At 36.4% G+C, this 26,624-nt stretch carries 23 protein-coding genes; 4 read left to right on the top strand and 19 right to left on the bottom strand.

What is annotated here, in order from left to right; genetic code table 11:
* Nucleotides 1–439 precede the first annotated feature (439 nt).
* Both LVD15_RS16525 and LVD15_RS16520 read left to right on the top strand, forming a co-directional pair.
* Entirely contained in the window at nucleotides 440–1,147 is a 708-nt protein-coding gene (locus tag LVD15_RS16525; protein ID WP_233776313.1) for a GLPGLI family protein, read from the top strand.
* Nucleotides 1,148–1,167: 20 nt separating this feature from the next.
* Nucleotides 1,168–1,380, top strand: coding sequence for a hypothetical protein (locus LVD15_RS16520; RefSeq protein ID WP_233776312.1), 213 nt, complete (start codon nucleotides 1,168–1,170; stop codon nucleotides 1,378–1,380).
* 134 nt (nucleotides 1,381–1,514) lie between these two features.
* Here LVD15_RS16520 and LVD15_RS16515 read toward each other — a convergent pair whose 3' ends face one another.
* From LVD15_RS16515 to LVD15_RS16465, 11 genes are all read right to left on the bottom strand, one after another.
* On the bottom strand, nucleotides 1,515–1,892 hold the full coding sequence (locus LVD15_RS16515; RefSeq protein WP_233776310.1) for a hypothetical protein: 378 nt from the start codon (nucleotides 1,890–1,892) through the stop codon (nucleotides 1,515–1,517).
* Nucleotides 1,893–1,981: 89 nt separating this feature from the next.
* Nucleotides 1,982–3,187, bottom strand: coding sequence for an IS4 family transposase (locus tag LVD15_RS16510; RefSeq protein WP_233776251.1), 1,206 nt, complete (start codon nucleotides 3,185–3,187; stop codon nucleotides 1,982–1,984).
* Between the two features lie 88 nt (nucleotides 3,188–3,275).
* Nucleotides 3,276–3,659, bottom strand: coding sequence for a hypothetical protein (locus tag LVD15_RS16505; protein WP_233776309.1), 384 nt, complete (start codon nucleotides 3,657–3,659; stop codon nucleotides 3,276–3,278).
* Between the two features lie 165 nt (nucleotides 3,660–3,824).
* Nucleotides 3,825–4,448: a CatB-related O-acetyltransferase gene (locus LVD15_RS16500; RefSeq protein ID WP_233776308.1), complete on the bottom strand. Its 624-nt coding sequence runs from the start codon at nucleotides 4,446–4,448 to the stop codon at nucleotides 3,825–3,827.
* Between the two features lie 283 nt (nucleotides 4,449–4,731).
* Entirely contained in the window at nucleotides 4,732–5,661 is a 930-nt protein-coding gene (locus LVD15_RS16495) for an alpha/beta hydrolase family protein (protein ID WP_233776307.1), read from the bottom strand.
* 1,257 nt (nucleotides 5,662–6,918) lie between these two features.
* Nucleotides 6,919–8,994 (bottom strand): M48 family metalloprotease, encoded by a 2,076-nt coding sequence (locus LVD15_RS16490; RefSeq protein ID WP_233776306.1) that lies wholly within the window; start codon nucleotides 8,992–8,994, stop codon nucleotides 6,919–6,921.
* A 168-nt stretch (nucleotides 8,995–9,162) separates the two neighbouring features.
* Nucleotides 9,163–9,660 (bottom strand): hypothetical protein, encoded by a 498-nt coding sequence (locus LVD15_RS16485; protein WP_233776305.1) that lies wholly within the window; start codon nucleotides 9,658–9,660, stop codon nucleotides 9,163–9,165.
* Nucleotides 9,661–10,264: 604 nt separating this feature from the next.
* The gene (locus LVD15_RS16480) at nucleotides 10,265–10,516 is read right to left on the bottom strand and encodes a hypothetical protein (protein WP_233776304.1); all 252 of its coding nucleotides are present in this window, start codon (nucleotides 10,514–10,516) and stop codon (nucleotides 10,265–10,267) included.
* Nucleotides 10,517–10,788: 272 nt separating this feature from the next.
* A complete protein-coding gene (locus LVD15_RS16475) occupies nucleotides 10,789–11,118 on the bottom strand; it encodes a hypothetical protein (RefSeq protein WP_233776303.1) in 330 nt (109 codons plus the stop codon).
* Between the two features lie 928 nt (nucleotides 11,119–12,046).
* Nucleotides 12,047–13,852, bottom strand: coding sequence for a DUF262 domain-containing protein (locus LVD15_RS16470; RefSeq protein ID WP_233776302.1), 1,806 nt, complete (start codon nucleotides 13,850–13,852; stop codon nucleotides 12,047–12,049).
* A 4-nt stretch (nucleotides 13,853–13,856) separates the two neighbouring features.
* Nucleotides 13,857–14,654 (bottom strand): hypothetical protein, encoded by a 798-nt coding sequence (locus tag LVD15_RS16465; protein ID WP_233776301.1) that lies wholly within the window; start codon nucleotides 14,652–14,654, stop codon nucleotides 13,857–13,859.
* 469 nt (nucleotides 14,655–15,123) lie between these two features.
* Here LVD15_RS16465 and LVD15_RS16460 point away from each other — a divergent pair, with 469 nt between their 5' ends.
* On the top strand, nucleotides 15,124–15,495 hold the full coding sequence (locus LVD15_RS16460) for a DMT family protein (protein ID WP_233776300.1): 372 nt from the start codon (nucleotides 15,124–15,126) through the stop codon (nucleotides 15,493–15,495).
* 68 nt (nucleotides 15,496–15,563) lie between these two features.
* Here the strand turns inward: LVD15_RS16460 and LVD15_RS16455 are convergent, their stop codons facing one another.
* The 6 genes from LVD15_RS16455 to LVD15_RS16430 all read right to left on the bottom strand — a co-directional run bounded on the left by LVD15_RS16455 (nucleotide 15,564) and on the right by LVD15_RS16430 (nucleotide 20,949).
* The gene (locus LVD15_RS16455; protein WP_233776299.1) at nucleotides 15,564–16,202 is read right to left on the bottom strand and encodes a hypothetical protein; all 639 of its coding nucleotides are present in this window, start codon (nucleotides 16,200–16,202) and stop codon (nucleotides 15,564–15,566) included.
* 45 nt (nucleotides 16,203–16,247) lie between these two features.
* A complete protein-coding gene (locus LVD15_RS16450; protein ID WP_233776298.1) occupies nucleotides 16,248–16,808 on the bottom strand; it encodes a DUF6630 family protein in 561 nt (186 codons plus the stop codon).
* Between the two features lie 198 nt (nucleotides 16,809–17,006).
* The gene (locus tag LVD15_RS16445; protein WP_233776297.1) at nucleotides 17,007–17,747 is read right to left on the bottom strand and encodes an SDR family oxidoreductase; all 741 of its coding nucleotides are present in this window, start codon (nucleotides 17,745–17,747) and stop codon (nucleotides 17,007–17,009) included.
* 78 nt (nucleotides 17,748–17,825) lie between these two features.
* Nucleotides 17,826–18,392 carry a Crp/Fnr family transcriptional regulator gene (locus LVD15_RS16440; protein WP_233776296.1) on the bottom strand — a complete coding sequence of 189 codons (567 nt, stop codon included), beginning with the start codon at nucleotides 18,390–18,392 and terminating at the stop codon, nucleotides 17,826–17,828.
* Between the two features lie 731 nt (nucleotides 18,393–19,123).
* Nucleotides 19,124–19,426, bottom strand: a complete 303-nt coding sequence (locus tag LVD15_RS16435; protein WP_233776295.1) for a GIY-YIG nuclease family protein — start codon at nucleotides 19,424–19,426, stop codon at nucleotides 19,124–19,126.
* 509 nt (nucleotides 19,427–19,935) lie between these two features.
* Nucleotides 19,936–20,949 carry a homocysteine S-methyltransferase family protein gene (locus tag LVD15_RS16430; protein ID WP_233776294.1) on the bottom strand — a complete coding sequence of 338 codons (1,014 nt, stop codon included), beginning with the start codon at nucleotides 20,947–20,949 and terminating at the stop codon, nucleotides 19,936–19,938.
* 96 nt (nucleotides 20,950–21,045) lie between these two features.
* Here LVD15_RS16430 and LVD15_RS16425 point away from each other — a divergent pair, with 96 nt between their 5' ends.
* A complete protein-coding gene (locus LVD15_RS16425; protein ID WP_233776293.1) occupies nucleotides 21,046–21,945 on the top strand; it encodes a Ppx/GppA phosphatase family protein in 900 nt (299 codons plus the stop codon).
* Here LVD15_RS16425 and ppk1 read toward each other — a convergent pair.
* The gene (gene ppk1, locus LVD15_RS16420; RefSeq protein ID WP_233776292.1) at nucleotides 21,938–24,139 is read right to left on the bottom strand and encodes a polyphosphate kinase 1; all 2,202 of its coding nucleotides are present in this window, start codon (nucleotides 24,137–24,139) and stop codon (nucleotides 21,938–21,940) included. The genes LVD15_RS16425 and ppk1 overlap by 8 nt on opposite strands.
* 65 nt (nucleotides 24,140–24,204) lie before the next feature.
* A complete protein-coding gene (gyrB, locus tag LVD15_RS16415; protein WP_233776291.1) occupies nucleotides 24,205–26,160 on the bottom strand; it encodes a DNA topoisomerase (ATP-hydrolyzing) subunit B in 1,956 nt (651 codons plus the stop codon).
* Nucleotides 26,161–26,624: the final 464 nt, after the last annotated feature.

The raw sequence follows: 26,624 nt of genomic DNA, 5'->3' as shown, positions 1-26,624 counted from the left end.
AACAAAATACCATCCTTCAGGATTATAAAAATTTATAGTTCCGGCCCATTGGATAAAAATAGCATTTATCTAATCAGGTAGCAACCCACCATGCAAAGCATGGCGGGAAGGAGGAAATAAATACCTGAATAAGGCCTGTAGCAGCTATTTCGCCATTTAGATAATCAACCATCACACTCAAAATAATTAATCATTTATAAATAAATTATATTTTTTAATAAAATAAGCACCTTATTATTATATTTAAATAAATTAATACAATTATATTGTGATATCAACTCGTGCATTATCGAGCCAGTAACTAATGTTATAATGAGATCTTATCGCAAGCCGTGTTATTTGTAACTGTAAAAAGTTGGCGGAAGGAGCACGCTATTTAATAATTTTATTACCGTTACAGTTTTTGCTGTTACGGTAACTAATACCTAACCTAACTATAATGAAAAAGCTAATAGTATTACTGTCTATACAATTATTATTAACAGTTATTGTTTTCGAATCCGCAGGCCAGACGCAGGCAAAAGTAACTTACACTTACCATTCATATGGAGGATATAAACGTGATATGACCTTGCTGATTAAAGATGGTATTTCTCAATTTATTTTTCATAAGGAAGACACCACCATACAGGGAGTAAATACTGCAGAGTTCTTTCACTATTTCAGACATTACGAAACGTATTATGACTTGTTATCTAAAAACGTAACAGAGCAACGCTTAATGAAAGACAAGGAAATGATGCTTATAGCCCAATGGAATAATAATTTGAATTGGAAAATGACCGGAGAAAGTAAAAAAATAATGGGGTATACTGTTCAAAAGGCGGCAGCACCTGCATATGAGATGGCCGAAAAAGGCTCTGATTTGGATTATAAAGAAGCTGTTGCCTGGTTTACTACCGAAATCCCGTTTCAGGCTGGCCCAGAAAGATACTTTGGGCTGCCAGGTTTGATATTAGAGTTATCATTTACCGGTAGAAGTATTTTTTATGAAGTAAAAGAGATAGATATTAAGGCTGATGTGCCAACCATAAAAATACCCACAGAAGGGGTAGAAGTTTCCTCTAAAGAAATAGTAAGACCTTTTATCATCGATAAGAAATGGCTTAAAAAGAAGAAGAAGGAACTCGCTTCAGCCTCTAATTAGACATAATTAATACACTTGTTATGATGCGTAAGGTAACATTTCTGTTATTGATTATCTGTATAACAGCTAGCAGAGCTGTCTACGCTCAATCTTATACTATTAGAGGAAGAGTAGCAGACACGTCTGATAGTACCCCCGTTACTGCCATGCTATGCATGGTGGCACTGCTTTATATCATTAGGCTTACAGCCAACATTGCCTCAACCTCCAGTACAATTGAAAGCCGCTATTAATCACAGACTGTAATGAGCACGCGTATTGCTTCGCTACGCGCGCTAGATCGTTTTATCTTCTGGTAATTGGCATTCTACTCCTTTTATAACTTAAACACAATGGTCAGTTCACTGTTGAAGGCGGTCATGAGTAGCTACACATTATCATATGCTTTACTTTTTCGTTGTGTATTTATAAGTTGTTCAGCCCAAGAAATTTTCTCGGCAAAGCTTTCCGTTTCAAATTCAAAATATTTCTGTTGGTGTTTGTCTAACATCTTATCGGAAAGAATCCACTCTATAAATTCTTTTGCATTGTCTTTTTGGTCACGAAATCCACTGATTTTTTTACCTTCAAAAAGATTGGTTTGTTCGTCAATTATAAGGCCCGCTATATGCTTTATCCCAGCTTTTGACTCTGACTTACTCCAAATATCCAATAATTCAGTGAAATTTGGATAGAAATGAGAAATAGCAGAAAAGTAATCTTTGAATTCAAATTCAGCTTTTGGGCTATTATCATTTACAATCACTAGTGTCCGACTAAACTCTGGTCTAAGAAATTTTAGCGATTCTAAGCAAAAATAAAGTGGTTTTCTTCTAATCTGGAAAAGTGAGCCCTCTATGGACTAAATAAAGGGTATTGATTGGTTTTATATATTGTTTTTTGAAGTTCTAGGTCTGGATTGTTTAGAAAGCGGGTAAGGTGAACATAGGCCATCAAGTGAAACCTTACCAATGAGACCATATTAGAGAAGGCCCATCTTTTTTTGATCTGTTTTCGGACTACTTCCATCAATAATAGACAGATCAGGGCACTCCAAATTTGGATCTCAATAGCATTTTGGTTGTCCCCCAGAAAATATTTGAGAGGAAAGTTCTGCTTCAGCTTTTTAAATAAAAGCTCTATCTGCCATCGGTATTTATAAATGGCCGCTATTGTGGCTGCTTCCAACTCCATATTATTGGTCATAAACACTAATAATTTATTATTGAGGTCATCATAATAGGCTATTCTTCTATTTTGAAGCTCTTGCACTTGTCCATCAGTCTTGAAACTGATAACAACTTTTTCATCCTTAAGTACACAAAAGTCTTTATCTTCAGGCAGTTCTAGCTCATCTATTGATTGATATCTGGCATTTTCCTTCATTCTAGTAATGTAAAATATCCCTTGATGACTCCATTGTGCGTATTGTCTATAATCGATATACCCTTTATCCATCACCACATAGGATCCTTCTGGGAGTTGTAATTGCTTTAAAAATGTATGATCATGCTGACTTCCCTTGGTCAACCGTACTAAACATGGCATTAATTCTGCCGCATGAATCATTACATGAGCTTTAATGCCTCCCTTGCTTTTGCCATCTTTTCTAGGGCGTCCTGCTACCTTGAGAATATCTTTAAACAGACTAATAATCGTTGAATCAACAATATAAAGTTTATTGAGAACTTCCATTCTCAAGCGGCTGTCCGGCAAAAGGTGCCGATACTTTTTAAACAATTTCATGTAAATGTCTGCAAAGACTATACTACTGCGTTTTTTGTTGCTATCTGATAAAGTGGAACGTCTGGGTATAAATTGAATACCTAAATGGATCAGCTTGTTTTGGCAGGCCAAAAGCCCCGTAGTAAGCTCTCTGAGAGCACTTGCCCCACTGAAACAGCAGTATAACATGCTTACTAGGTGATGCCAAGTATTCAATTTCTTGTAATATCTGTCAGATTGGTATTTTGATATTATTTGATTTAACACCGATTTATCTATCAGCGATAATAGTTGAGAAAAGATTGGCTGTCCGTAGAAATATGTATTTTTACTCATGTGTGATTTTTTGTTGTGGTAAACCGAAAATACACATTATGGGGCACTCTTGAAATTATTCAGAGGCCCCTATCTTTTTTCTCGGACACTAGTGATTTACAATACATTCCCATAGAGCAACCATAAATCCGTAAATTCCATTTTTTTCCTCATCCGCCCAATTTTGAAACTCGGCCAAAATAAGTTTCTGTAAGACAATCCATACCTCATAAGGCGTTCTTAAATAAGCTGTTAATTCGAATATTCGGGGTAGAAAATGTTTATAGTCGTTTACACTTCCCCAACTCGTCAAAACCTTTCCGGTGAATCGAGACAAATTATCTTCATTAAGTTCTCGTAATGGTTTTGATAGCAAGTCTTGATTCCATTCCGACAAATCTTCATATAAAGGGTTCCCCGTCATATCGGTCGCCTTATATTTCTCAAAATCCTTGTAAAGGTTTTCAATGCTATGCTTTAGTTTCTTGGTCATTATTGCACTGAAGGTATTGTAAACCTTTTATTATCAGCTTTACTCTATTTCTGTGTGAATTCAGTAGGGTGTTCCTTGATGTATGCTATTCGGAGTTGATTCAAAGATTCGGAGTTGTATAGCTCATAAAACTCATAGTGATTAAAAGACGGTTTTATGAGAGTTTTATCCAATCAACTTTTCAACATTACTATCTGTTAGGTTCTGTATGTTCTTCGTAATTTTTTCGATATCCCAGTTCCACCATTGTAATTCCAAAAGCTTAGTAATTACATCTTCAGGAAATCTCTTTTTGATTTCTATAGCAGGATTTCCGCCAACTATGGTGTAGGGCTCCACATCTTTCGTAACGGTAGAATTAGTAGCGATTATTGCTCCGTCACCAATATTTACTCCCCCCATTATAGTGGCATTGTAGCCTATCCAAACATCATTACCAATATTTATATCACCTTTAGTGGGATAGGATTTACCATCCATCGCATTTTCCCAACCATTGCCAAAAATCGCAAAAGGATAAGAGGTTAGAGAATTTGTTAAATGATTGGCACCATTCATTATAAACTTCACATCAGATGCAATCATGCAAAACTTACCTATAATGAGTTTGTCGCCTATAAAGTCAAAATGGTATTTTACGTTCTTCTCAAAATTTTCTACGTTCTCAAAATCATCGTAATACGTATAATCACCAACAATAATATTGGGATTTTTAATGATATTCTTCAAAAAACAAAGCTTGTCATAATTTTCAATAGGAAATTTTAAGTCTTTATCAGGACCCTTCATATAGTCTTTATTATGTTAAATTTTGATTGTTAGAGCTGCCCAGGCACCACCGCATTTCAGAATAGTGTTACCAATTAAGTGCTATGGTAAAGCTATAGAAATTAGCAGAAAAGATTGGTTTGTCAGCCCGCTATTAAGCCTTACCAAAGGGCTATACAAACTCCACTTGTTATTAAATAAAGCCTTTCTCTAAGGTCGACACTATTGCCACTTAATAAATTCGAAGGTATGCCATAAATCAATGAACATCAATCAACAGTACCCATTCAACACATGACCAGAATCAGTCTTTGATTAACTCTACTGCACTTTCAGACATCTTTTTATAGTTGTGACCTACATTTTTAACGGTATCTATTTCCCAGTTAAATGACCAATTATTTTTGTTAGTCAATTCCTTATTCATCTTAAAAAAGGTGCTTCCACGCTCCAGCCTATGCGTCCCTTGTTGCATTGCCAAATCTGTTGTTCTAAAAGTCCCTAAACTTGGGTCATTATCTAATTCTCCCAAGAGAATAACCAATTTCTTTTTGTAAGCCTTTTGCAAATCTGTGTTTGTATTTTTTATTCCGTAAGGAAATTCCAAGTCCTCATTTGGCAAACTGTAAAACCCAGCGTTTGCGGCTATAGCTGTGCCTATTCTCGCTTCAGGCATCAGCATGACCATTCTATGCACAAATTGCCCACCCGCAGAATGACCAAAAATGTCATACTGCTCGTTGGTGATATTATTTGCCGATTTAATGTGGTCAAATATGTTTTCAACTACCGTATAAGCCCATTCACTTTTCGGGTTTTCAGTACCGAAAAAGGTGAATAAATTTCCTTCCTGATAATCGTTTGTAGTATATTTTGAAAACTTATTCTCAAATTCAGGCGCTATTATTAGCAGGTTATTCTCATTAGCTAATTCAACCCATGCTTTTAAATAGTCATCTGCATTTCGTCCGCCGCCGTGCATTACAAAAATCATTTTGTCTTTGTCTTTCCAACTTTCTGGCTTGTAAGTCCATACCTTAATCGATTTCCTCTCACTATCTTTATAAGCGTAGATAACAAAAGAATCTATTCCGGTACCTATGTCATTAGTCGGGGTGAGTTCAGGCCCTTTAGGGAGCACATAGAAATAAATATACCCGGTTACAGAAAGGAGTAAGAGGGTGAAAAAAGTATATAAAATGGCCTTTTTAAAAATTCTAATAGTCTTGTTCATGCAGTATCTTTTTGATTTCCCCAAACCAGGAATACCTCTAACGCTCTTCTATCTACTCCACTTGTAATTTTTTAAGCAATAGACAGTTAGCTTGTACTTTACCAAAAAACCGGATATTCCCAATATTCCATAAATATAGCAAAATAGATCAATCTGCCTGACACCACACCTCTGCTGGCGGCTTCATTATCTTATTCCGGAACAGACTAATTACCAATGGTCGTTGGATGAAAATATAATCTGACAGTAGGTATTTTAAACGCTCGAGAAAGCTTAACATCTATATAAAATACAAATCAGTTCCGACCTCCTTCCCTTTCACGCACATACTTGATAGAAATGATGTCCTTCCCCTCCATGATAATTACGAGGAAGACAGGACGAAGTAATCTCTAAACTATGGAAAGCAGGCTGCGCTGGGCTGCAGAAGCAAGCTCGAGATGGCTTCACTACACTTCGTTACGTTCGCACAATAACCAGTATAATTATAAGTACCGTCATCCCGGCCGAAACGAAGTGAAGAGCCGGGATCTCACTGCTCAGGTACGACTTAGCCGAATAGTAAGATTCATTACGCTACATGATTACCCTATGCAATAGTGCCCTTGGTTCTTAAAAAGACACAGGTGTTTGAAAAGTCAATCTTAAACTAATAAATAGATGTCTCCTTTCGCACCAATGGCAGTATAAGCAAATAGTACGTAATATGAAAAGATCAAAACAATGGAGATCTAATTAAATCATGATCAGTACCGATCGTCTACACTTCGACGTGGCTCAGTGTGACTCGGCTGTGGTTTCATCTTGCTGTACCGTCGTGAGGTGAAAGAGGTTTGAAAAATAGGCCTTTCTCAAGTCCTTAGTGGCAGTTCATTACTATGAAATGTTTCAGTGAGCGGAAGACCTCACAGCAAGAAAGAGTTTTTTGTTACTTTTTTGATCGACTGCAAAAAAGTAAGGAACCTAAGCTATGGAACATAAATACTAGATAATACAAGTAGGCTGGTATTTGAAATGTCTAACTTAAAAGTATAGATTTATGCATCCTTTCAATCCAATGATATGTCATTCTTCTTGGTGCGGTTGAAACAAATCCTAGATCTCGAAATGACTTTAGATTTAAAGGAGCGGATTATAAAAGAGCATTTCGAAGACTCACAGCCAGGGTGAGTGGATTACAAGGCCATCCTCACCTTTCATCGTTACTGCTTACTATGAGATCAAAACTATAAACCATCAAACCATACCCTCAGCAGACTATTGGCTATACACCTTGTCTGTGGCTTTTAATAGCTTTACCTGATAATCGAGCAATTCCTTTTTTAATAAAAAATACCCCTTTGATAGCAGAAATGCGTAATTATTCAAAGCGGTAAATAGGACGTTCAGGTTGTCATCAAAGTATTTTTCATTACCGAAATACTGCCATTTTTTTGAATTATACAGCTCAAAATTGTCTTTGATTTCTTTTGTCAATTCAGTTTCATATATACTGTCTGCCAACAATTCTTTAATGCCATTTTTCAACTCTGCTTCAATAGGTTCAATTCTACGGAAATTAGCTTGAATCCCATCAAAAGGAGTAGTCTGGTTTACAAATTGCAATGCGTTAGTAAGCTTAGTATAGGGTTCGAATTTAGAGTCAAATTCTTTATCATAATTGAAAAATTTCTTATAATCATATTCCAATATCGGTATAGCGTCGCTTTTCACTTCACACTGACGAAAAAAATGATATATTCTGATGTCATTTTGTGTGATTTGATCATCTGTTAGACTTAATTCTTTCCCCAGCTTATCTATTAGCTCCTTACAATCTTTCTTTTTGTACTTTTTACCATCATAATCAAATGTTTTTATTGGTACAGCCTTTTCGGCAATTTGCCTCAACGTTTCAATATCATTTCGTAAAGCTATAGCGGTATAGACTGTATCCACCATTTCGCTAGAGAATAATTCATCTATTGCAGCTTCCTTATCACTTGATTCTGAAGCGGATACATCAAAGCAACTAGGGTTTTTATCGTCATAATAACCATTGTAAATCTTAGAAAATGTGTTATCTCTATATTCCTTTCTGTATTCTTTTTGGAACTCCTCAAATGGAATAGGTGCAGCTTTCCCTTCATAATGAACCCCTTTAAATATCTTATCAGTAAGGGCCTTCTGAGTTTCGATAATGTCCGTGAAAATGCTATTTGCGGGCATAGATTCGGTCTGTTGTGTCAGTACACCTGTTTTTTCCAACATCTCTATTCTATCTTCTGTGCTAGGGTGTGAGGCCCATTGATCTTTAATAACCAATTTTGATTTATTGAATTTGCCCAATTCCTCAACAGTAATTTGAGGCAGACCATTTTCAATTTTCATGTTATTGTTTTCAGCAAGAAAATTCATCACATATAAATGCTCTTTGTAAATATTCTCGCTTTTTTGATTTGAAGCTATTCTTGCATCGTAAAAGGACAGAACATAGTTAAAAGAATAGTCTGCAATAGACATTCTAAGTAATGAAGTTTTCAAGGGTTCAAACCCCGTTACGCTGGCGGCAATTTCATCTGCATGAAATTCCATTTCTCTTGAGAGTCCCATATTACTCTTGTTAACCACTCCATAAACTGCTCTTAAAACCCACTGTACCCCTTCATTAATCTTAACAGCAAGCACTACAAAAATTGTAAAATAGCCACTGATACTACCCCACCTCTGGATAAGGTTATCATAGGATTCATTATCATATAGCAGATTATAAATTACTTGATTAACGTTATAAAAATAGCTTCCTACTTTCATTGTTTTTTGAGAAAAGTGGCCAAATTCATGACTCAAAATTGCTGTAAACTCTGCTTTAGAAACCGTATTTACAAGCCCCAATCCTATTTGAAGGTTCTTTTTAGTAGGCAAAAACATACTCCAAAAATTGGAGTTATAGAAAACAGAAGCATTCACATCACTTGATAAGTAAACCTTTTTCGGAAAGGAGGTCCCTACCTGTTTTACTATGTCGCTAATTAGATTGAAAAGTTCAGGTTCGTCCGCCTTACTAATTTCAAAAAGATGAGAGCGGTCCACTTTGTGTGACTTAAATATGAATTTGAGCAAAAATATAAGCACCAGCACACCTAAGCTCGCCAACCCACTTCCAAATGCTATTGTAAAAAACATGGGTCGGGCTATAATCAGCATTATGCCTCCATAAACACATAAAGCAGTTAGGCCCACAGCCAAAGCCAACATTAACACATACGCAAAAATGAATAATACAATGGAAAGTATTGCTTTGGTAGTTTGAGCCTTAAACTCTGACGAAATTCTGATCTCTCTTTTAGCCATTTAGGTATTTCTATTCGTAAGCAACGACTTACTATGATGAACAGGGTTAGAAAACACTAACCCAACTTCTACAAAATAGAAACGATTTTAAATTCATCACATGTACCTGACTTTCCAATCCTCATGAAAATATCCTCACTTCCATTCATTGCAGATATACGTAATATTCTATATTATTATTTTCTCAGTTTCAATTAGGTGTTTGCCAACAAAAGCAATTGCTGGAAATTTAGCTGCGTTATTACTTTTCTCTATTCGAATAGGAAGTTGAGTGCTAAAGTAATCAAATATGTCAGTTCTGTCAGTTAGATAGGAATAGCCAGCAGGCATTACGTTCTGTATTAACTGAATAGAACCTATCTTCTCAAAATTATCATCGTTATCAACATATTTACAAGTTACCATTTGTTGATCTACAGCATAAGTAAGATCCTCCCACGATCCAAACCTTGTTCCAAAGAATCGGCTGTTTAAAAAGTCGGATAGTTTAGGTCTATCTGGTAGTTCGAATTCCATGAGGGTTAGGTTGTAATACTTGTTAAACTTACCTGTCATGATTGCTCCTAAGTACCTGTTGTTGACATTAATGGAAATGCAATCACCTTCTCGGTATCTAACCAATTTACCGTTAACCTTATCAGATGATGTTTGTCTTATTTTATTCATTTTCAAACAGAAGAGTTACAGTCAACAAAACATAATAAAGCAAATATCTCATTAATCGTTTTACATGGTCAATCTAACCATTTCACTGCAAAACTCATAGCGAAAAAGAGCGTTTGATTAGGCCTTTACATGGTTATGTATGCCAAAGGCGGCCCTCCTCCAGTTTGCCTCACTGATTTAAAATAAATGATGCCCTTCCCCCTACCTAGTAATTAGGAGGAAGGCATGACGAAGTAATCTCTAAACTATGGAATGCAAGCAGCACCGAGCTGCAGAAGCAAGCTAGAGATGGCTTCTCTACACTTCGTTATGTTCGGAATAACCAGTATAATTATCATTAGCGTCATCCCGGCCGAAACGAAGTGAAGAGCCGGGATCTCACTGCTCAGGTACGACTTAGCCGAATAGTGCCTGCACCTAAACGTTGGCTTGCCTTTTTTCGAAGTGCGCCAATTCTGTGCCCTATCAATTGCCTTTTTGGGTCAGTTCATTGATCACCAAAAAGATGAAGATTCGATCTTCCACATCTGATACATCAGTGATTATTAGGTGATTCTTTGGAATAGATTATGAACAGCGATGTTTTTTATTTCAACCCATATTATTAATTCAAATCCAAAACTCGATGCCCAAGGATTGCTTTGTTCTTTAAGTCAACCACAATAACGGTAAATACATTTTCGTCTTTAGTAGGAAGTAAAATATGGTCAAAAGTGTTTGTGTCATTTCTGTAAACCATTTCTACCAGTTCTTTGTCAAAGACAATTTGGTCAACAACCTTAGCCTTTGTCAAGACCTCTACATAATCCCAAATTTCAATGGGATCTTCAATTTCCATTTGAGTAATGTCAGCCATGCTATTCCCAAATGTTTTTTAAATTCTATTTCTGTTAGTTCACGATTCATTTTTCAGATTAATCAGTAAACGGTGTCATAGGATTCAGGCACTGCTATAAAAGTGATGAAAGTAATATTTTCCACGCTTCCTACAGGATTATGGAATTCATAGTTACTAACCATTGAATAAAAATGGCATTTACCTGATCAGATAGCAAACCACCATGCTAAGCATGCGAGAACGAAGGGATGCCAAAAACATAGCTATAACCTTTTAGTTGATGTTATGAGCTATTTATTCATAGATTCATCGAATAGTCTAGCCTTTTCTTCATTAGTCAAAGTACTTTTCGGCTTCTTATAAATTTCTGATTCATCTCTTTCAAAAATAATTGAAAAACCTACCCAATAACTAATAAAACCAAGTGTTAAAGCAGAAATAAGAAAAATTATAATCCACATAAATACAGTCACTTTAGTTGAATGCATTTGAAATTGTGCAACTGTCCAACCTTCTGCGTTATATTTGTCAATAGCTTTTCTTATTTCTTTTTTTTGGTCAAGGAAGAGCCCCCAAAAGAAAGTCCAGCTTCTATATTCGTAATAGAAGTTCTTTTTCATAATCTTAGTGTCTATTTTTCGTGAAAGCTTAATTTTGCTCAAAGCTCAATTTAATATATTAAGACTAATATATATAGAAATAGTAATATTTAATGAGATACAAAATATTCCATTTTTGCGCGCGTAGCTAAGCAACACGCGTTACCATCACAATAATTCTACTTATAATAACCCTTTTCCTCCAACATAATCTCGTGCGGAGCTATAACAATAATTTTCAGCCTCATCTACTATCTCTGACTCTACAGGAATATTATGGATCTAGTCAACACGTTGCGCTGCAAGTTCTGCACTATACATTCTACAGGATGGTTTCCATCTTTCCATAATTTGTTAGTTGTAATTCTTTTTAATGAACCTACGGCTTTTTCAAATGCTCTCATCTGGTCGTAGCGTCCGCTACGATCCATATATTGCTTGAGCGTCCGCTCAAATTCCTTTCTTAATGTACAAATTCATATTCATGAAATACTGACCTAAGCATTGTAGCTTCAGATATCCGCTTATCTTATTCAGAGCATATGCTCTTGCTCATAATAGGTCATAGGACCACTGCGCTTAACCTACGACCAGTGGGGGTAATGTCAGCCATGCTATTCCCAAATGTTTTTTTAAATTCTATTTCTGTTAGTTCACGAGTCATTTTTCAGATTAATCAGTAAACGGTGTCATAGGATTCAGGTGCTGCTATAAAAGTGATGAAAGTAATATTTTCCATGCTTCCTTGAGGATTATGGAATTCATAGTTACTAATCACTGAATAAAAATAGCATTTACCTGATCAGATAGCAAACCACCATGCTGAGCATAGCGGGAACGAGGATTGCGGGCTCCAAACCTATCAAACCGAGACAATTTTGAAGCGGGCTACAGTACTTGATTTACTACAATCTCGCCCATTTTGTATATAAAGTGTTACCAGCTGGGCTTATTCAATTGGTTTCCATATATCATTACAAATTTCTATCATTATTTTTTTTCTTTCTTCAAGCCACTCAGAAGAAAAACTATATGTCGTTGGCAAAGTATATCTTATTGATAATTCAGATTTTTCAGCGTCTGACAATTCACCAGATACCATAAGGCGGTAATATAAATTATGATATTCACTGTCTACATCATCTTCAATATCCTTTCTTTTAAGTACATAATTACAGAGACTAAAATAAAACTTATCAATATCTTTTTCTTCCTCAATCTCGCCCTCATTGCTTATAAGATCATAATCAAAGACAGGTTCTAAGAGACTGCCAGTCTTGCGTCTTGCAGACATTAGATCATAAAAGTCAATATTTAAATCACAAACAGAATTAATATGATAAGTAATTCTTGCAATAAAGTATCTAAAAAATTTACGATTTAAATTAAATGTCTGAACATAATTAATTTGTTCAAATGCTTCTTCATATTCTATTGTTGAATTGAGAAAATTAATTAATTCAGTATTATCTAAATCTCTTGAACCTTTTATTACATTATTAAAAAAAGAATATCTAATAGAAGTTTGAGAAATAGGTAAACTTTTTATTGAACGATACACTACGAACCTTTCAATGTAACTTGCAATGATTTTTAGTTTAGATTCAATTATCTCTTCTGAATCTAATTTTTTAATTGGGGAAATATAAAGGGGATATGACAATGAAGTTGCTATTGAGTAATTTGAGATATAATTAACTAATTCTATTTCCTCGATAGGATACCTCTCAAGTTCTTTAATTCTCAAATATAAGTCAGCGAAAAAAACAAAATCACCTTTAACAAAATAAAAATAACTCTCTTCCGATTTAAGTTTTAATTTACTAGAATTTTCTTTTACCCAACGATGAAAACTAGTACCGATTTTCTCAAAATCTTCTCTCGCAGTGCCTGCGGCAGTGGATTTTTTCATGGTTTCAGCATATTGACCTCTTAGCCACGCCCTAAAAAACTCTAAATCTTCATCTACGGAATAATAATGAAATTCAGATATTTTTTCTCTCCAAATCTCATTTAATTCAATAAGATAATCCTCATTTTCAATTTTTGAAAGTAGAAATCCTTTTAACATTTCACTTGGGGTTAAATTATATCCCCTGTCATTCATTGTTTCAAAAATTGTGTAAGCATTTTTGTCTGAATAAGCAATGATTTCTACAAATGTTAGTTTTTCTTTTAACCAATCAATAAAAAGGGGCAATTTATCCCCAATTAAATGTTCTGGAAACAACTCTTTAATATCTTGGTATCTTTCAAATGTATTTATTATTGAAAGATTTTTTTCATTAGCAATATCATAATCATCTTCATTTCCATTATACAAGGCGTTTAATATATCATATCGCTCAGGTACTTCAAGATTAAAAGAAGTTCTCCCATGTTTTCTAGAATAAATCAAATCAGTGATTGGTTCTGCATTTTCATTATCCTTTTGAAGATTATGAATGTAGATTAAAATTAATGTAATTGAGGTTAATCTTTGTTGACCATCAATAATTGAAAGTGTACCTGACTTATCATAAAATATAACAGGCCCCATATAATATGAATTATAACTAGAAACATCCTGTATTTTATCTCCAAGTTTATAACTATCCGTAAAAGCTTCTTCAATATCTATAATGAGTTGCTCTATATGTCTTCTTTGCCATTTATATTCTCTTTGAAAAAAATCGATTGAATATTTTTTTGATTGTAGTATATCTCTAAGACTTCTATCGTCTGCATCTATCTTATTTGCTGCTGAATTTGACATAGCTTTATTTTAAACTTGTTATTAATGTTTTTAAAATATAAAAAGCTGGTTCATATGCTTTTTGATTTTCTTTACTGGGATTCAATTCTCCATGGAAAAGAATACACCTAAGCCTATATAATATTTCAATAATTCCTTTGGCAACTTTATCCACATCATTCACTAATCTTATATCTGCAGCCTCAATTCCATTCTTTTTTTCAGTAATCAAATTTATTGCTTTCTTTGGGTTGATAAATTCATAAGTTTCAATCAATGTTAAAATTTGATTTTCACTTAATGAGGAAGAGTTTTCAATATTGTCTTTCAAATCATTCACATCGTATTTGTTTTGAGAATGAGTGTACTTTGTAGCTCGGTTTCTTCCTGTTACTAGAATGTTTATGTTTAAATTATTATGAGGAGGATTGGTATAAACCAATTCAACTTTATAATTCCATCCTTGCTTTTGGTTTATTTTTAAAGTGTCAGGATTTCTTTCAACAGTTATTTCTTCAAATGAAATTCTACTATCCGCATTCGGGATATAATTTTCTTCTAAAATATGATACAATAATCCAATTTTATCTTTAAATGTTGTACTTTTAAAATCTCTACCCTTTAATAAAGAAAGCATTTTATCACGGAATAGATTAGGTGAAGACTTTATGATATTAATAGTTTCTCTATCCGTTTTAATCGAGGGATAACTATTCCTATACCAAGCATTAAATGGAATCCATGCCTTTACAAAAAGAGTCAAATAATCTGTGTTGGCAATAGCTAACCATCTTTCTGAGTTTTCAATGAATGGGTTTGACATATTATTTTGTTCGTATTTTAATTATATGCACAATTTTTTTTTGCCTTGCTGGTAATATCCGAATATGTGCAATACACTGACCACACAATACTTCGTAAAATTTAATTAAATCATTAATTATCAGAAGTATATCCATTTTAAATACTTATAAGCCTTTATAATCGATTAACTTTCTATACTTTAATTTAATAATTCCAATAAAAATTTAAGTCTAAAACAGAAATTATTATCAAAAGCTTTTAATCGCTCTCGGCTAAAAACCGGATGTACTAATGGACATAAGGTGAGATAAAATGACAAAAGGCAATAATCTCTAGTAGTGACATACTTCGTCTACTCACAACATCATGATTGGCACATCTTAAACTGAAGATCCTAAAGAATTTCTTCTCCCCTAACTAATTATTCAAAATGATAAGAGTAGTACATTTACTGCAGATTTTATACTCGTCACTATTCTAATACATTAATGAACAAAGGACTCCTTACTATAGTGCTATTGGTGGTTTCCAACACTTTTATGACCTTCGCCTGGTATGGTCATTTAAAATTTAAAGAGATGAGCTGGTTTGCCCATTTGGGGCTGGTATCGGTTATTCTTATCAGCTGGGGGATAGCGCTCTTTGAATATATCTTTCAGGTACCTGCTAACAAAATCGGCTTTAATGAAAACGGCGGTCCTTTTAATTTATGGCAACTAAAGGTAATTCAGGAAGTGATTACGCTCACTATCTTCACCTTGTTTACCATTGTTTTCTTCAAGAATGAAACCTTCAAAATCAACCATTTAATAGGCTTCATTTTTCTCATTTTGGCGGTTTACTTCATTTTCAAAAAATAAAATTGCTGCGGTAATTTGCTTCGCTACGCGCGCTAAATCGATATTTGCTTTTCAAAATGGGTAAAACATCACCTATTGATAATATATATGTAAGTCTGCAATATGGCGGAAACCACCCCTAGCATGAACATATAATAACCTTGATTACGATACCTTCTCGAATACATATAATATCTTTTACCATCAAAACCCTTGATTTTCCCTCTCCAATAAAAATAGCCCGCTATAATACCAATGTATCCTCCCAGTAACGCAAAGGCCCACATAAAATAATAAATAATTCCTGATGGCTCTGCCCCCTTTTGCAACTGCCTGATTTTTTCTTCTCTCGAACTTTCTATTTCTTCTTCCTGCACCACCGCCCCTCTGCGGTTAAGTTCATTTTTAGCATTAAAGAGCAATTGTTCATGCCAGTCTTCAGGGTTAAGAATAATCTCTTTTAGCTCTTCAGTAGTGTATTCTTCCATAGGCACCTCAGCATCAGACGCTACATCACCTTCTGACTCTGTTAGTTGCTTTGCCAGGTCATACTGATCAGCCGCCACCTCTACCACAAAGCCCTGCGAGGTAGCCTGTCCAAGGGCAGAATTCAAATGACTTTCCGGTGATTTCACTCTAAATGAAATCTTATGACCATTTAAGATCGCCTCCGTCATCATTAAGACGTCCTTATCTAAATATTGGCCCAGTACAACCCAATTTTCCATTGTTAATTGATGCTTCTCATTTAGTGAATAATAAAATGCTAGTGCTTAACCTTTAATGTCAGCAGCCCCATTAAATTTTCTTTTCAGGCCTCCAATGGCTAGCTCATAAGTATCTATATCAGTAGGAATGAAACAATAACCATCAGCATCTATAGTGAAAAACAGAAGCGCATAGCCCTGCCTTCTTATGTCCTCATCTACCGCCTTAAAAAGCTTAATTATAAAATTACCATCTCTAAGATTTGATGCTGAATATTCACTTCGCAATGTCTCAGTAGCCGACCAACTAAATTTCACCTTTGGAAAGGTCTGCTCTACATAAGATTCTACTTCCTTTTCGTTTTCCTCTCCCCTCCAATCTATATAATACGCATGCTCATAGTGTGCTCCATATGCATACAACACCTCAAAAGGGCCTAATCTTTTAAAGTCAAATTCTTCATATACGTCAAAATACATATCCTTAAACTCCCCTAAGTCTTCAAGATACTCCTCATAATAATCTTGAAATTCTACTGAATGAGTATGATAAAGTCTTTTCCCTAACTGCAAACAAAGCTCTTTAGGGTTCATTTTTCTATTTCTAAAAATCCTGAAGATATTCATTATGTTTTAAGTGATAATCAATAATCTCTTCCTTGATACTCCAACCCAAGATCAATAAAAAGAATATTCAATATAGTTATTTTAATATTTATTATTAAGCACTTGCATCACTTGTTTTCCTTCATACATTGCCATAAAAAAATAAGGCCATCCCAATTTTTATTTGGAATGGCCTATATTCAAGTTTGTTAGATAATATTACCAAGGCACTTCACCTGTTTCCGGGTTAGTCTCTTCACTAAAAAACTTACCTGTAGGACCATCTTCGCCAATCATGGCATATTTAACAATTCTGCCCGCTGCTGTTTCCACATCACCCCCATTACCACCGGTAAAATCAGTAGCTGTCAGGCCAGGACAAACGGCATTCACCTTAAAATTGGTATCACGAAGTTCATAAGCTAAGTGAACTGTGTACATATTTAATGCGGCTTTAGACGAAGCATATACTGCATATTTAGCATAGCTGTACGCGGGCCACTCAGGATCACTCTGCAAGGTTAGCGACCCTACGCTCGTGCTCAGATTTACAATTCTTGGCGAACTAGACTTTCGCAGTAATTCAATAAATAAGTTAGTTACCCTGGCCGTACCGACTACATTAGTATCAAATGCAGCTTTAAATTCTTCCGGCTCTGCAGCACGTGCAGTGTAAGGATCTTTACCTCCGTTTATACCTGCATTATTAATTAGGACATCTAAAACCCCTGTCTTTTTCTTGATTTCTTCAAAAACTGCTTTTACAGATACGTCATCAGTTACATCTATCTGCACCGCTTCAACATATTTTAATCCTTCCGCTTTTAACTGATCTGCCGCTGCTTCACCATTTTTTAGATTTCGGCTACCAATATAAACATAAAACCCGTTTTGTAATAAGAGTTTTGCCGTGCCAAAACCTATTCCTTTGTTAGCTCCTGTTACAAATACTTTTTTCATAATTGCTTCTATTTTTATATTTATGAAGCAAAGATTAGCCAATTATAGAACAGCTGTTTTACCATATGGTAAAAAGCACTAACGAATATTTTTTCTTATTCTGCTTAGAGATTGCTGTGTAACCCCAAGGTATGAGGCTATGTATGTTAAAGGAACACGATTGATCAGTGTAGGGTAGTTGTTAATAAACTCCAAATATCGGGTAGTGGCATCTTGTGATACTACCGGCCCTGTTCTTGATTTTTGATACATGCATAGTTGTACCATTTTGTTTTTAATATTATCCCAGCTTTCAATTTTCTCAGAAAGCTCCTCCCAGCTTTGCTTAGAAAAAACTATAAGCTGGGCGTCTGTACAGGCTTGTAAATATTCAGTGGCTACGGTCTGGGCTTCAAAGTTGACATAATCTACCATAAGACTATTTTCACCTATAAAACAACGGGTTACATCCTCGCCATCATTTGTATAATAATGCCCTCGAAAAACGCCTTCGAGCACAAAACCAACTTGTCTGGGTATTTTACCTGGTTGAGAAAAGCATTCATCTTTTCGCAGACTTATCACCTTTGATCTTTGTAAAACAAAATCAATTTGCTCTTCATTTAGGTGCCCATACTGCAAAATATAATCTATCAACTGCTTCATTTCTTCCGAATGCGTAATATTTATTATGAATTAATAAGAACGCCAAACTACCAAAATGGGTTATGAATTACTACTTCGTCAATGGTATCTTCTCAGAAACTTTCTATTGATATGAATTAAAAATCCGGGGTCATGTCGACGAAAGGAGACATCTATGTATTCATTTAATTGAAGTTTTGCAAAAGCCTCTTGATAAGAGAATCTACATTTTATTGCTTTAGTACCTTTATTTTTTTTGCAATCGATCAAAAAAGTAACAAAAAAACCATAATTCCTGAATCATGGAGCGTAGCGGAAGGATATCAGGAATCTCGCTGATCTGACACTGCTACCTGAGCGGTGAGATCCCGGCTCTCCACTTCGTTGCGGCCGGGATGACGTTATGGAGTTATAAATAATCCCTTATTGAGCAATAAACACCTTTTTTCTTTTATCATAAACCAATTCAAAAAATCCGGGGTCATGTCGACGAAAAGAGACATCTATGTATTCATTTAATTGAAGCTTTGCAAAAAGCCTCTGACCAAACTCATCTAGAGTCTACATTTAATTGATTAAGCCCCATACTTTTTTGCAATCGATCAAAAAAGGAACATAAAAACCGTCATTCCTGAATCATGAAGCGCAGCGGAAGGATATCAGGAATCTCGCTGATCTGATAGTGCTAACTGAGCGGTAAGATCCCGGCTCTCCACTTCGTTGCGGCCGGGATGACGCCTAGTTTTGATTGACTATTTCATGTCTTCAACCTCTTCATATAGATCTTTAAGTGTAGGATTAAATTTTCGAATCAACTCTAGTTTCCAATCCCGTTTCCATTTTTTAAGCTGTTTTTCCCTAGTAATAGCAGATTCAATATCTGGGAAAAATTCATAATATATAATATCTGTGCATTTATACTTTTTGGTAAAGAAGGAGCCTTCTCCGTTTTTATGTTCCCAAGAACGAGCAGAAAGATTAGCTGTAACACCAACATATAATACCGATCGGATTTTGTTACTGACAATGTATATGTATCCTCCTTTAGCTACCATTACTAAATTTAACAAAAAACCGTCATTCCTGAATCATGGAGCGCAACGGAAGGATATCAGGAATCTCGCAGATCTGATACTGCTAACTGAACGGTGAGATCCCGGCTCTCCACTTCGTTGCGGCCGGGATGACGTTATGGAGTTATGACTAATCTCTTATTGAACAATAAATACCTTTTTTCATTTATCATAACATAAACCAACTCAAAAAATCTAGGGTCATGTCGACGAAAGGAGACATCTATGTATTCATTTAATTGAAGTTTTGCAAAAGCCTCTTGACAAGAGAATCTACAGTCTACATTTTACTCCTTAAGCCCCATACTTTTTTGCAATCTATCAAAAAAGCAACATAAAAACCGTCATTCCTGAATCATGAAGCGTAGCGGAAGGATATCAGGAATCTCGCTGATCTGATACTGCTGCCTGAACGGTGAGATCCCGGCTCTCCACTTTGTTGCGGCCGGGATGACATCATTTTTTAAAGAAAACATCTCTTTTAAATCAACTCACTCCGCAGCTTCCAGTTCTTGCTTAAGCTTTCTGGGTGCATACTTAGCAGCCACGTTGGCGATAGCGTTTATATGCTCTGGAGTGGTACCGCAGCATCCGCCAATAATATTGATAAGGCCTTCTTGTAAAAACTCCTCTATCTGATCGGCCATATCTTCTGGCGACTGATCATACTGTCCGAATTCATTAGGCAAACCAGCATTAGGGTGGGCACTTACAAAGAAAGGAGCTTCTTTATTCAGTACCTGTAAGTACGGCCTCAGATCTTTAGCTCCAAGCGCACAGTTGAGCCCTACGCTCAATAATGGCATATGCTCTATAGAAATCAGGAAAGCATGGGTGGTCTGTCCGGAAAGCGTTCTACCACTGGCATCAGTAATAGTGCCTGATACCATCACTGGTAATTCTCTACCTATTTCATTAAACAGCTCAGCTATACCAAATAAAGCAGCTTTTGCATTTAAAGTATCAAAAACGGTTTCCACTAAAAACATATCTACCCCTCCATCTAAAAGGGCTTTAGCCTGAAATTTATAGGCTGAGGCCAGCTCCTCGAAGGTTATGGCCCTGTATCCCGGATTATTCACATCAGGGGATATGGATGCCGTTCTGTTAGTCGGGCCAATAGAGCCTGCTACAAAACGGGGCTTATTGGGCTCGGCCTCAGTAAACTCATCTGCCGCTTCACGAGCCAGTAAGGCAGATTGGTAGTTAATCTGATATACTACCTCCTCACCCAAATGATAGTCGGCCTGAGCGATGGTAGTACCACTAAAGGTATTGGTTTCTGCTATATCAGCTCCGGCAGCAAAATATTGCTTATGGATATCTTTGATAATATCTGGCCTGGTTATAGACAAAAGGTCATTATTACCCTTAAGATCAAACTCATGATCCTTCAGATAATCACCACGAAAATCTTCTTCTGTAAGGGTATGTTTTTGTATCATGGTACCCATAGCTCCATCCAGAATCAGTATCTTTTTAGCTAATAATTTTGTTATATCCATGGTGCAAACTTTACTTTTAATAACTTTAAGACCGTATTGATTATTCAAAGTTATAATTTTAAATTCTATAATCTTTAATTTAAACTTTAAAACATATTGAAACTAGCCGCTATAGACATTGGCTCCAATGCCATTAGATTACAGGTAACTACCACCATTACAAGTAAGGGCCAGCTTCATTTTAAAAAGCTGGAATATGTACGTTTCCCTCTCCGTTTAGGACAGGATGTGTTTAATAGCGGAACCATTAGTGCAGCAAAAAAATCTAAGTTCAAAAAGCTCATGCGAGCCTTTAAAATCCTGTTGGATTTATATGAGGTGAATGATTATATGGCTTGCGCTACCAGTGCCATGCGTGAAGCAAAAAATGGAGCAGACATTATCAAAGAAGTGCAGGAAGAGCTGGATTTAAAGATTAAGATTATAGATGGTGTAAAAGAAGCCCTTTTAATTAATAATGCCATCAGCTCTTTTCTGGATAAAAAGAAAAGCTACATACATATAGACGTGGGAGGTGGAAGCACGGAACTTAACTTACTCAAGGGAGGCAAAAAAATCGCTTCTCGTTCATTTAAAATTGGCTCTGTAAGGCGATTAGAACATAATGACTCACCGGTTATATGGAAAAATATGAGCAAGTGGGTGAAAGAGAAAGTTGCCGAGAGCAAAACTCCAGTTACAGCTGTAGGTACTGGTGGAAACATCAATAAAATATTTGACCTGGCGGAAAAAGCAGAGGGAGATAAAATGTCTCTGGCTAAGGTGAAAGAAGTTCAGAAATACATCCGTGATATGACTATGGAAGAAAGGATCAATGATCTACAACTTAACCCGGACCGGGCAGATGTGATCATACCTGCTTCTGACATTTACATAGCAGTAATGGAGTGGGCCGGAGCCCACAATATCATAGTTCCTGCTGTTGGTCTTAAAGACGGGATTATGCAGTATTTATACGAGCGCAATACCGTAAAAGAGAAGATCAAGTTTAGTTAAGGTCACTCTTCACCTCCTCCTGATCATGCATCTGACCATTTTCCGTTACTACAGGTTCATGCTCTACTTCAGGTTCGGTTTCAAAAGTTAAATCAAGATCCTGAAGGTTTTCTTTATGCACGTTGTAAAGCTCCTTATGTATGTTAAATGGTGGCTCATTACCTGCTATTTTTCTCACATAAGAACCATCTTCACGCATGAGGTAGCTATTAACATTATCTCTCAGATTATATTGAAGAATATTAATCACCTGCCTTTTCAAAAGGTTATCGGTAATCATAAACAGAGATTCCAGCCTTCTCTCAAAGCTGCGAACCATCATATCAGCACTGCCTACATACACTTGAGATTCACCTTTATTATGAAAGTAATAAATGCGACTATGCTCAAGGTATTGACCTACAATAGATAACACCTGAATATTTTCACTGAGTCCGGGTCTTCCTGGCCTTAAGCAGCACATACCGCGTACAATGAGCTTAATAGGCACACCTGCTTGCGAAGCCAGATAAAGCTCTTCTATAGCATCATTATCTTGCAGGGAGTTGATTTTTATAACTATACCTGACGGCAATCCATTTCTGGCATTTTCAGCCTCAGCTCGTATCATTTTTATCAACTGCGGCTTCATCTCGCGAGGTGCAGTAATTAAGTTTTGATATTTATCAGGCATACTATGTCCGGTGATTACGTTAAAGAATTCGGACACATCATGAGCCAGCACATCATTGGTAGTAAGCAAGCCTAAATCAGTATACAACTTAGAAGTAGATTCATTATAGTTCCCACTAGAAAGGTGCACATAGCGCGTTACTCTCTCGCCTTCCTTACGCACTATTAAAAGTAACTTTGTATGTGTTTTATAGCTACTGAAACCATAAATCACAAAACAGCCTGCTTTTTGCAAACGCTGTGCTTCTCTGAGGTTGTTCTCTTCATCAAACCTTGCCTTTACCTCAAAAAGAACAGAAACGTGCTTACTGTTCTCTGCTGCTTTTAACAGTGCCGCTGTAACACGGCTATCTTTAGCCAGCCTGTAAATAGTAATTTTAATAGCCAATACACCGGGATCTTCCGCTGCATGCTCCAACAAGTTAAGCACGGGCTCCATGCCATTATAAGGATGATGGAGGAGCACATCACGATGTTTCAGCACTTCAAAAATATTATCATTGCTGATCTCAGGATAGCTTACAGGAGGAACCATATTAGGCATTTCGGTAAGCATATCTTTAAAGTGCCTATGGCCTACTATCTGCCATAAGCCTGTAAAATCTATAAGACCTTTTTTCTTAGTTCTGAAAATATTATCATCATCAATATCCCAACGCTCTTTAAGCACCTTCAGCATCCATGAATCTGGTCGCCCAAATACCTCGAGACGCACTACCCGGCCTGTACGGCGTGTTTTAAGCTTTTGCTTGAGCTCTTCCAGAAAGTTAGCTTCTATATCATCACTCTCTTCCAGCGTAAAATCACCATTTCTGGTTATCCTGAAGAGGTTGATAGATTGAATTTTCACATTCCTGAAAAGGTAGTCAGCATTGTTTCTGATAATATCTTCAATAGGCACAAAATAGATCTTGTCTTCCTTCTCTATTTCATAAAAACGAGGCAGGTTAACAGGCACCTGAATGAAGCTGAGCTTCTTATTATCCACTCCATCCTCTACACTTTTGGTTACAACCCCTAACACAAAACGAAGGGCTCCTAAAATGGGGAAAGTATGGTAGCTATCATACACCATAGGGGTAAGCATAGGATAAATGGTACTTTCAAAAAAGTCCATCACACGCGCTTTCTCCTGTGCGTTAAGGTGCTTATACATGAGTATAGAAAAGCCATGCTTCTCAAACTCAGGCATGAGTTGGTTGAGATAAAGATCTTGCTGCTGCTCAGCCAGCTGTTTAGCTCTGGTAAGCAATACCTTGCGGAAAGGCAGCTCTCTTAAACCTGAATAATCTATTCTATGCTTATGGTAATCCAGGTAGTTATACAAACTCCCCACCCTGATGGTGAAAAACTCATCCAGGTTAGAAGCGGTGATAGCTAAAAATTTCAGACGTTCAATGATGCTCTTATCAGTACTTTTGGCCTGATCAAGCACCCTGTAATTAAAGTTTATCCAGCTCAAATCACGGCTGATATAATCACTTTGATCTATCTGCTTTTTTATTTTCTCTGATATTACCATAGTCTATAAAACACAAAAGGGCTCCAATATCTTGAACCCCTTTTGATTTGATATTGTTTTCGAATTTATACGTCTACGTTAGCGTATTTTGCATTTCGCTCAATAAATTCTCTTCTAGGAGCTACTTCATCCCCCATTAGCATAGAAAACAGATGGTCAGCCTCTGCAGCTGATTCTATAGTTACTTTCTTCAAACTTCTATGCTCAGGATCCATAGTGGTAGTCCACAACTGCTCAGGGTTCATCTCTCCCAAACCTTTGTAACGTTGTACTCCCACTGATTCTTCTTTACCATCCTTTGCCATAGCTGACACTAATTGCATTCTCTCTTCCTCTGTCCAGCAGTAACGCTCATCTTTACCTTTCTTCAATAAATATAAAGGAGGTAACGCAATATACACATATCCGCTTTCAATAAGTTCATGCATATAACGGAAAAATAAAGTCAAAATCAAGGTTCTGATGTGACTTCCGTCAATATCGGCATCGGTCATGATTATGATCTTATGATACCTCAATTTCTCCATATTCAACGCCTTATCATCTTCCTCCGTACCGATAGAAACACCTAAGGCTGTTAATATATTTTTTATCTCTTCGTTTTCGTAAATTCTATGCTCTTGAGCCTTCTCTACGTTAAGAATTTTACCTCTCAATGGCAAGATAGCCTGAAAGTTTCTGTCACGACCCTGCTTGGCAGAACCTCCCGCAGAGTCACCCTCCACTAAGTATAATTCACAAACATTAGGATCTTTATCAGAGCAGTCAGCCAGCTTACCTGGTAGCCCTGTGCCACTAAGCACGTTTTTACGCTGAACCATTTCACGGGCCTTACGAGCCGCATGTCTGGCTTGTGCCGCAAGCACTACTTTCTGAACGATTTGCTTAGCCTCTTTAGGGTTCTCCTCAAGGAAGTTATTAAGCATCTCGCCCACTACGGTATCTACCGCTCCACTCACATCTGAGTTACCCAGCTTGGTTTTGGTCTGCCCTTCAAACTGAGGCTCCGCTACTTTTACTGATATTACTGCAGTAAGCCCTTCTCTAAAGTCATCACCACTGATATCTACCTTTACTTTATCTAGCAAGCCCGATTTATCAGCATATGATTTTAAGGTTCTGGTAAGCGCTCTACGGAAACCAGCTACGTGAGTACCTCCTTCTATGGTGTTAATGTTATTTACGTAAGAAACCACATTTTCACTAAATGAAGTGTTATAGCTCATAGCTACCTGTACCGGAGTCTCTCCTTTTTCGCTATCCATAAAGATAGGCTCAGGAATAAGCGCCTCACGGCTACTATCTAAAAAGGCAACAAACTCCTGTAGTCCGCCTTCAGAGTGGAATACACTTTTCTTGTTGGAGCCATCTTCTTCTTGCTCTCTACGGTCTTCAAGATTAATTTTTATACCTGCATTAAGGTATGCAAGCTCTCTAAGTCTTGATGATACTGTATCAAAATTATATACTGTAGCGGTGAAGATGCTATCATCAGGCTTAAACTGAATGATAGTACCATTCTTATCAGTTTTACCTATTTCCTTTACAGGCTCCTGAGGTACACCAATTTTATATGACTGCTCATAAATGGTACCGTTTCTATGCACAGTAGCTTTTAGATCAGTAGAAAGGGCATTCACACAAGAAACACCCACACCATGAAGACCACCAGACACTTTATAAGTATCCTTATCAAACTTACCACCAGCGTGTAGAACGGTCATTACTACCTCAAGTGCAGATTTCTGCTCTTTCTCATGGAAATCAGTAGGAATACCCCTACCGTTATCCTCTACGGTAATACTATTATCTTCATTTATGGTAACAAATATTTCATCGCAATAGCCAGCAAGTGCCTCATCAATAGAGTTATCTACTACCTCCCAGATCAGGTGGTGCAAACCTTTCACACCCACATCTCCGATATACATGGCGGGTCTTTTCCTTACAGCCTCAAGCCCCTCAAGCACCTGAATATTACCAGCTGAATACTCTTTCTTTTGTTCTTTGTTATCGCTCATTTGTAAAATAAATTCCTTAAAAAAATCAGCTCCAATATAATGAAAACCTTCAATTTTTTTCCAAAAGAATACCTTCCGTGTAAATCACACAAAAGACTTCCCCGAATCTCCCTCAAAACTACAATTTTATATCATTTTTTTTAGGCTTTTATAGGTTTAATTAACAGCCTGATCTAAAGCTTAAAAAATGAAAATTCATGAGCCATTTTGGGCGCCAATAAATCACTATTCATTGAAATAAAAGTTGGAATTTAGGCAAATAAGGCCGCAAAAACAAGAACATTATTCACTGATAATCAGACACATATTACACATCCTATTTACCTGTTTTCAATTGAGCTATAAACTGGAGTACATAAAAGCCTATCTACCTGCACACTTTCCTGCCGATTTAAATTAATTACTACATTTATCCTTTTTTCCTGCGGGCGAAAAAAGAGAAGTCCCTCCCCTGAAAAATCAGA

This window comes from Fulvivirga maritima (genome assembly GCF_021389955.1).
Taxonomy (GTDB): Bacteria; Bacteroidota; Bacteroidia; order Cytophagales; family Cyclobacteriaceae; genus Fulvivirga; species Fulvivirga maritima.
Note: the sequence above shows the minus strand (reverse complement) of the source record. Positions and strands in the feature narration are given on the sequence as shown.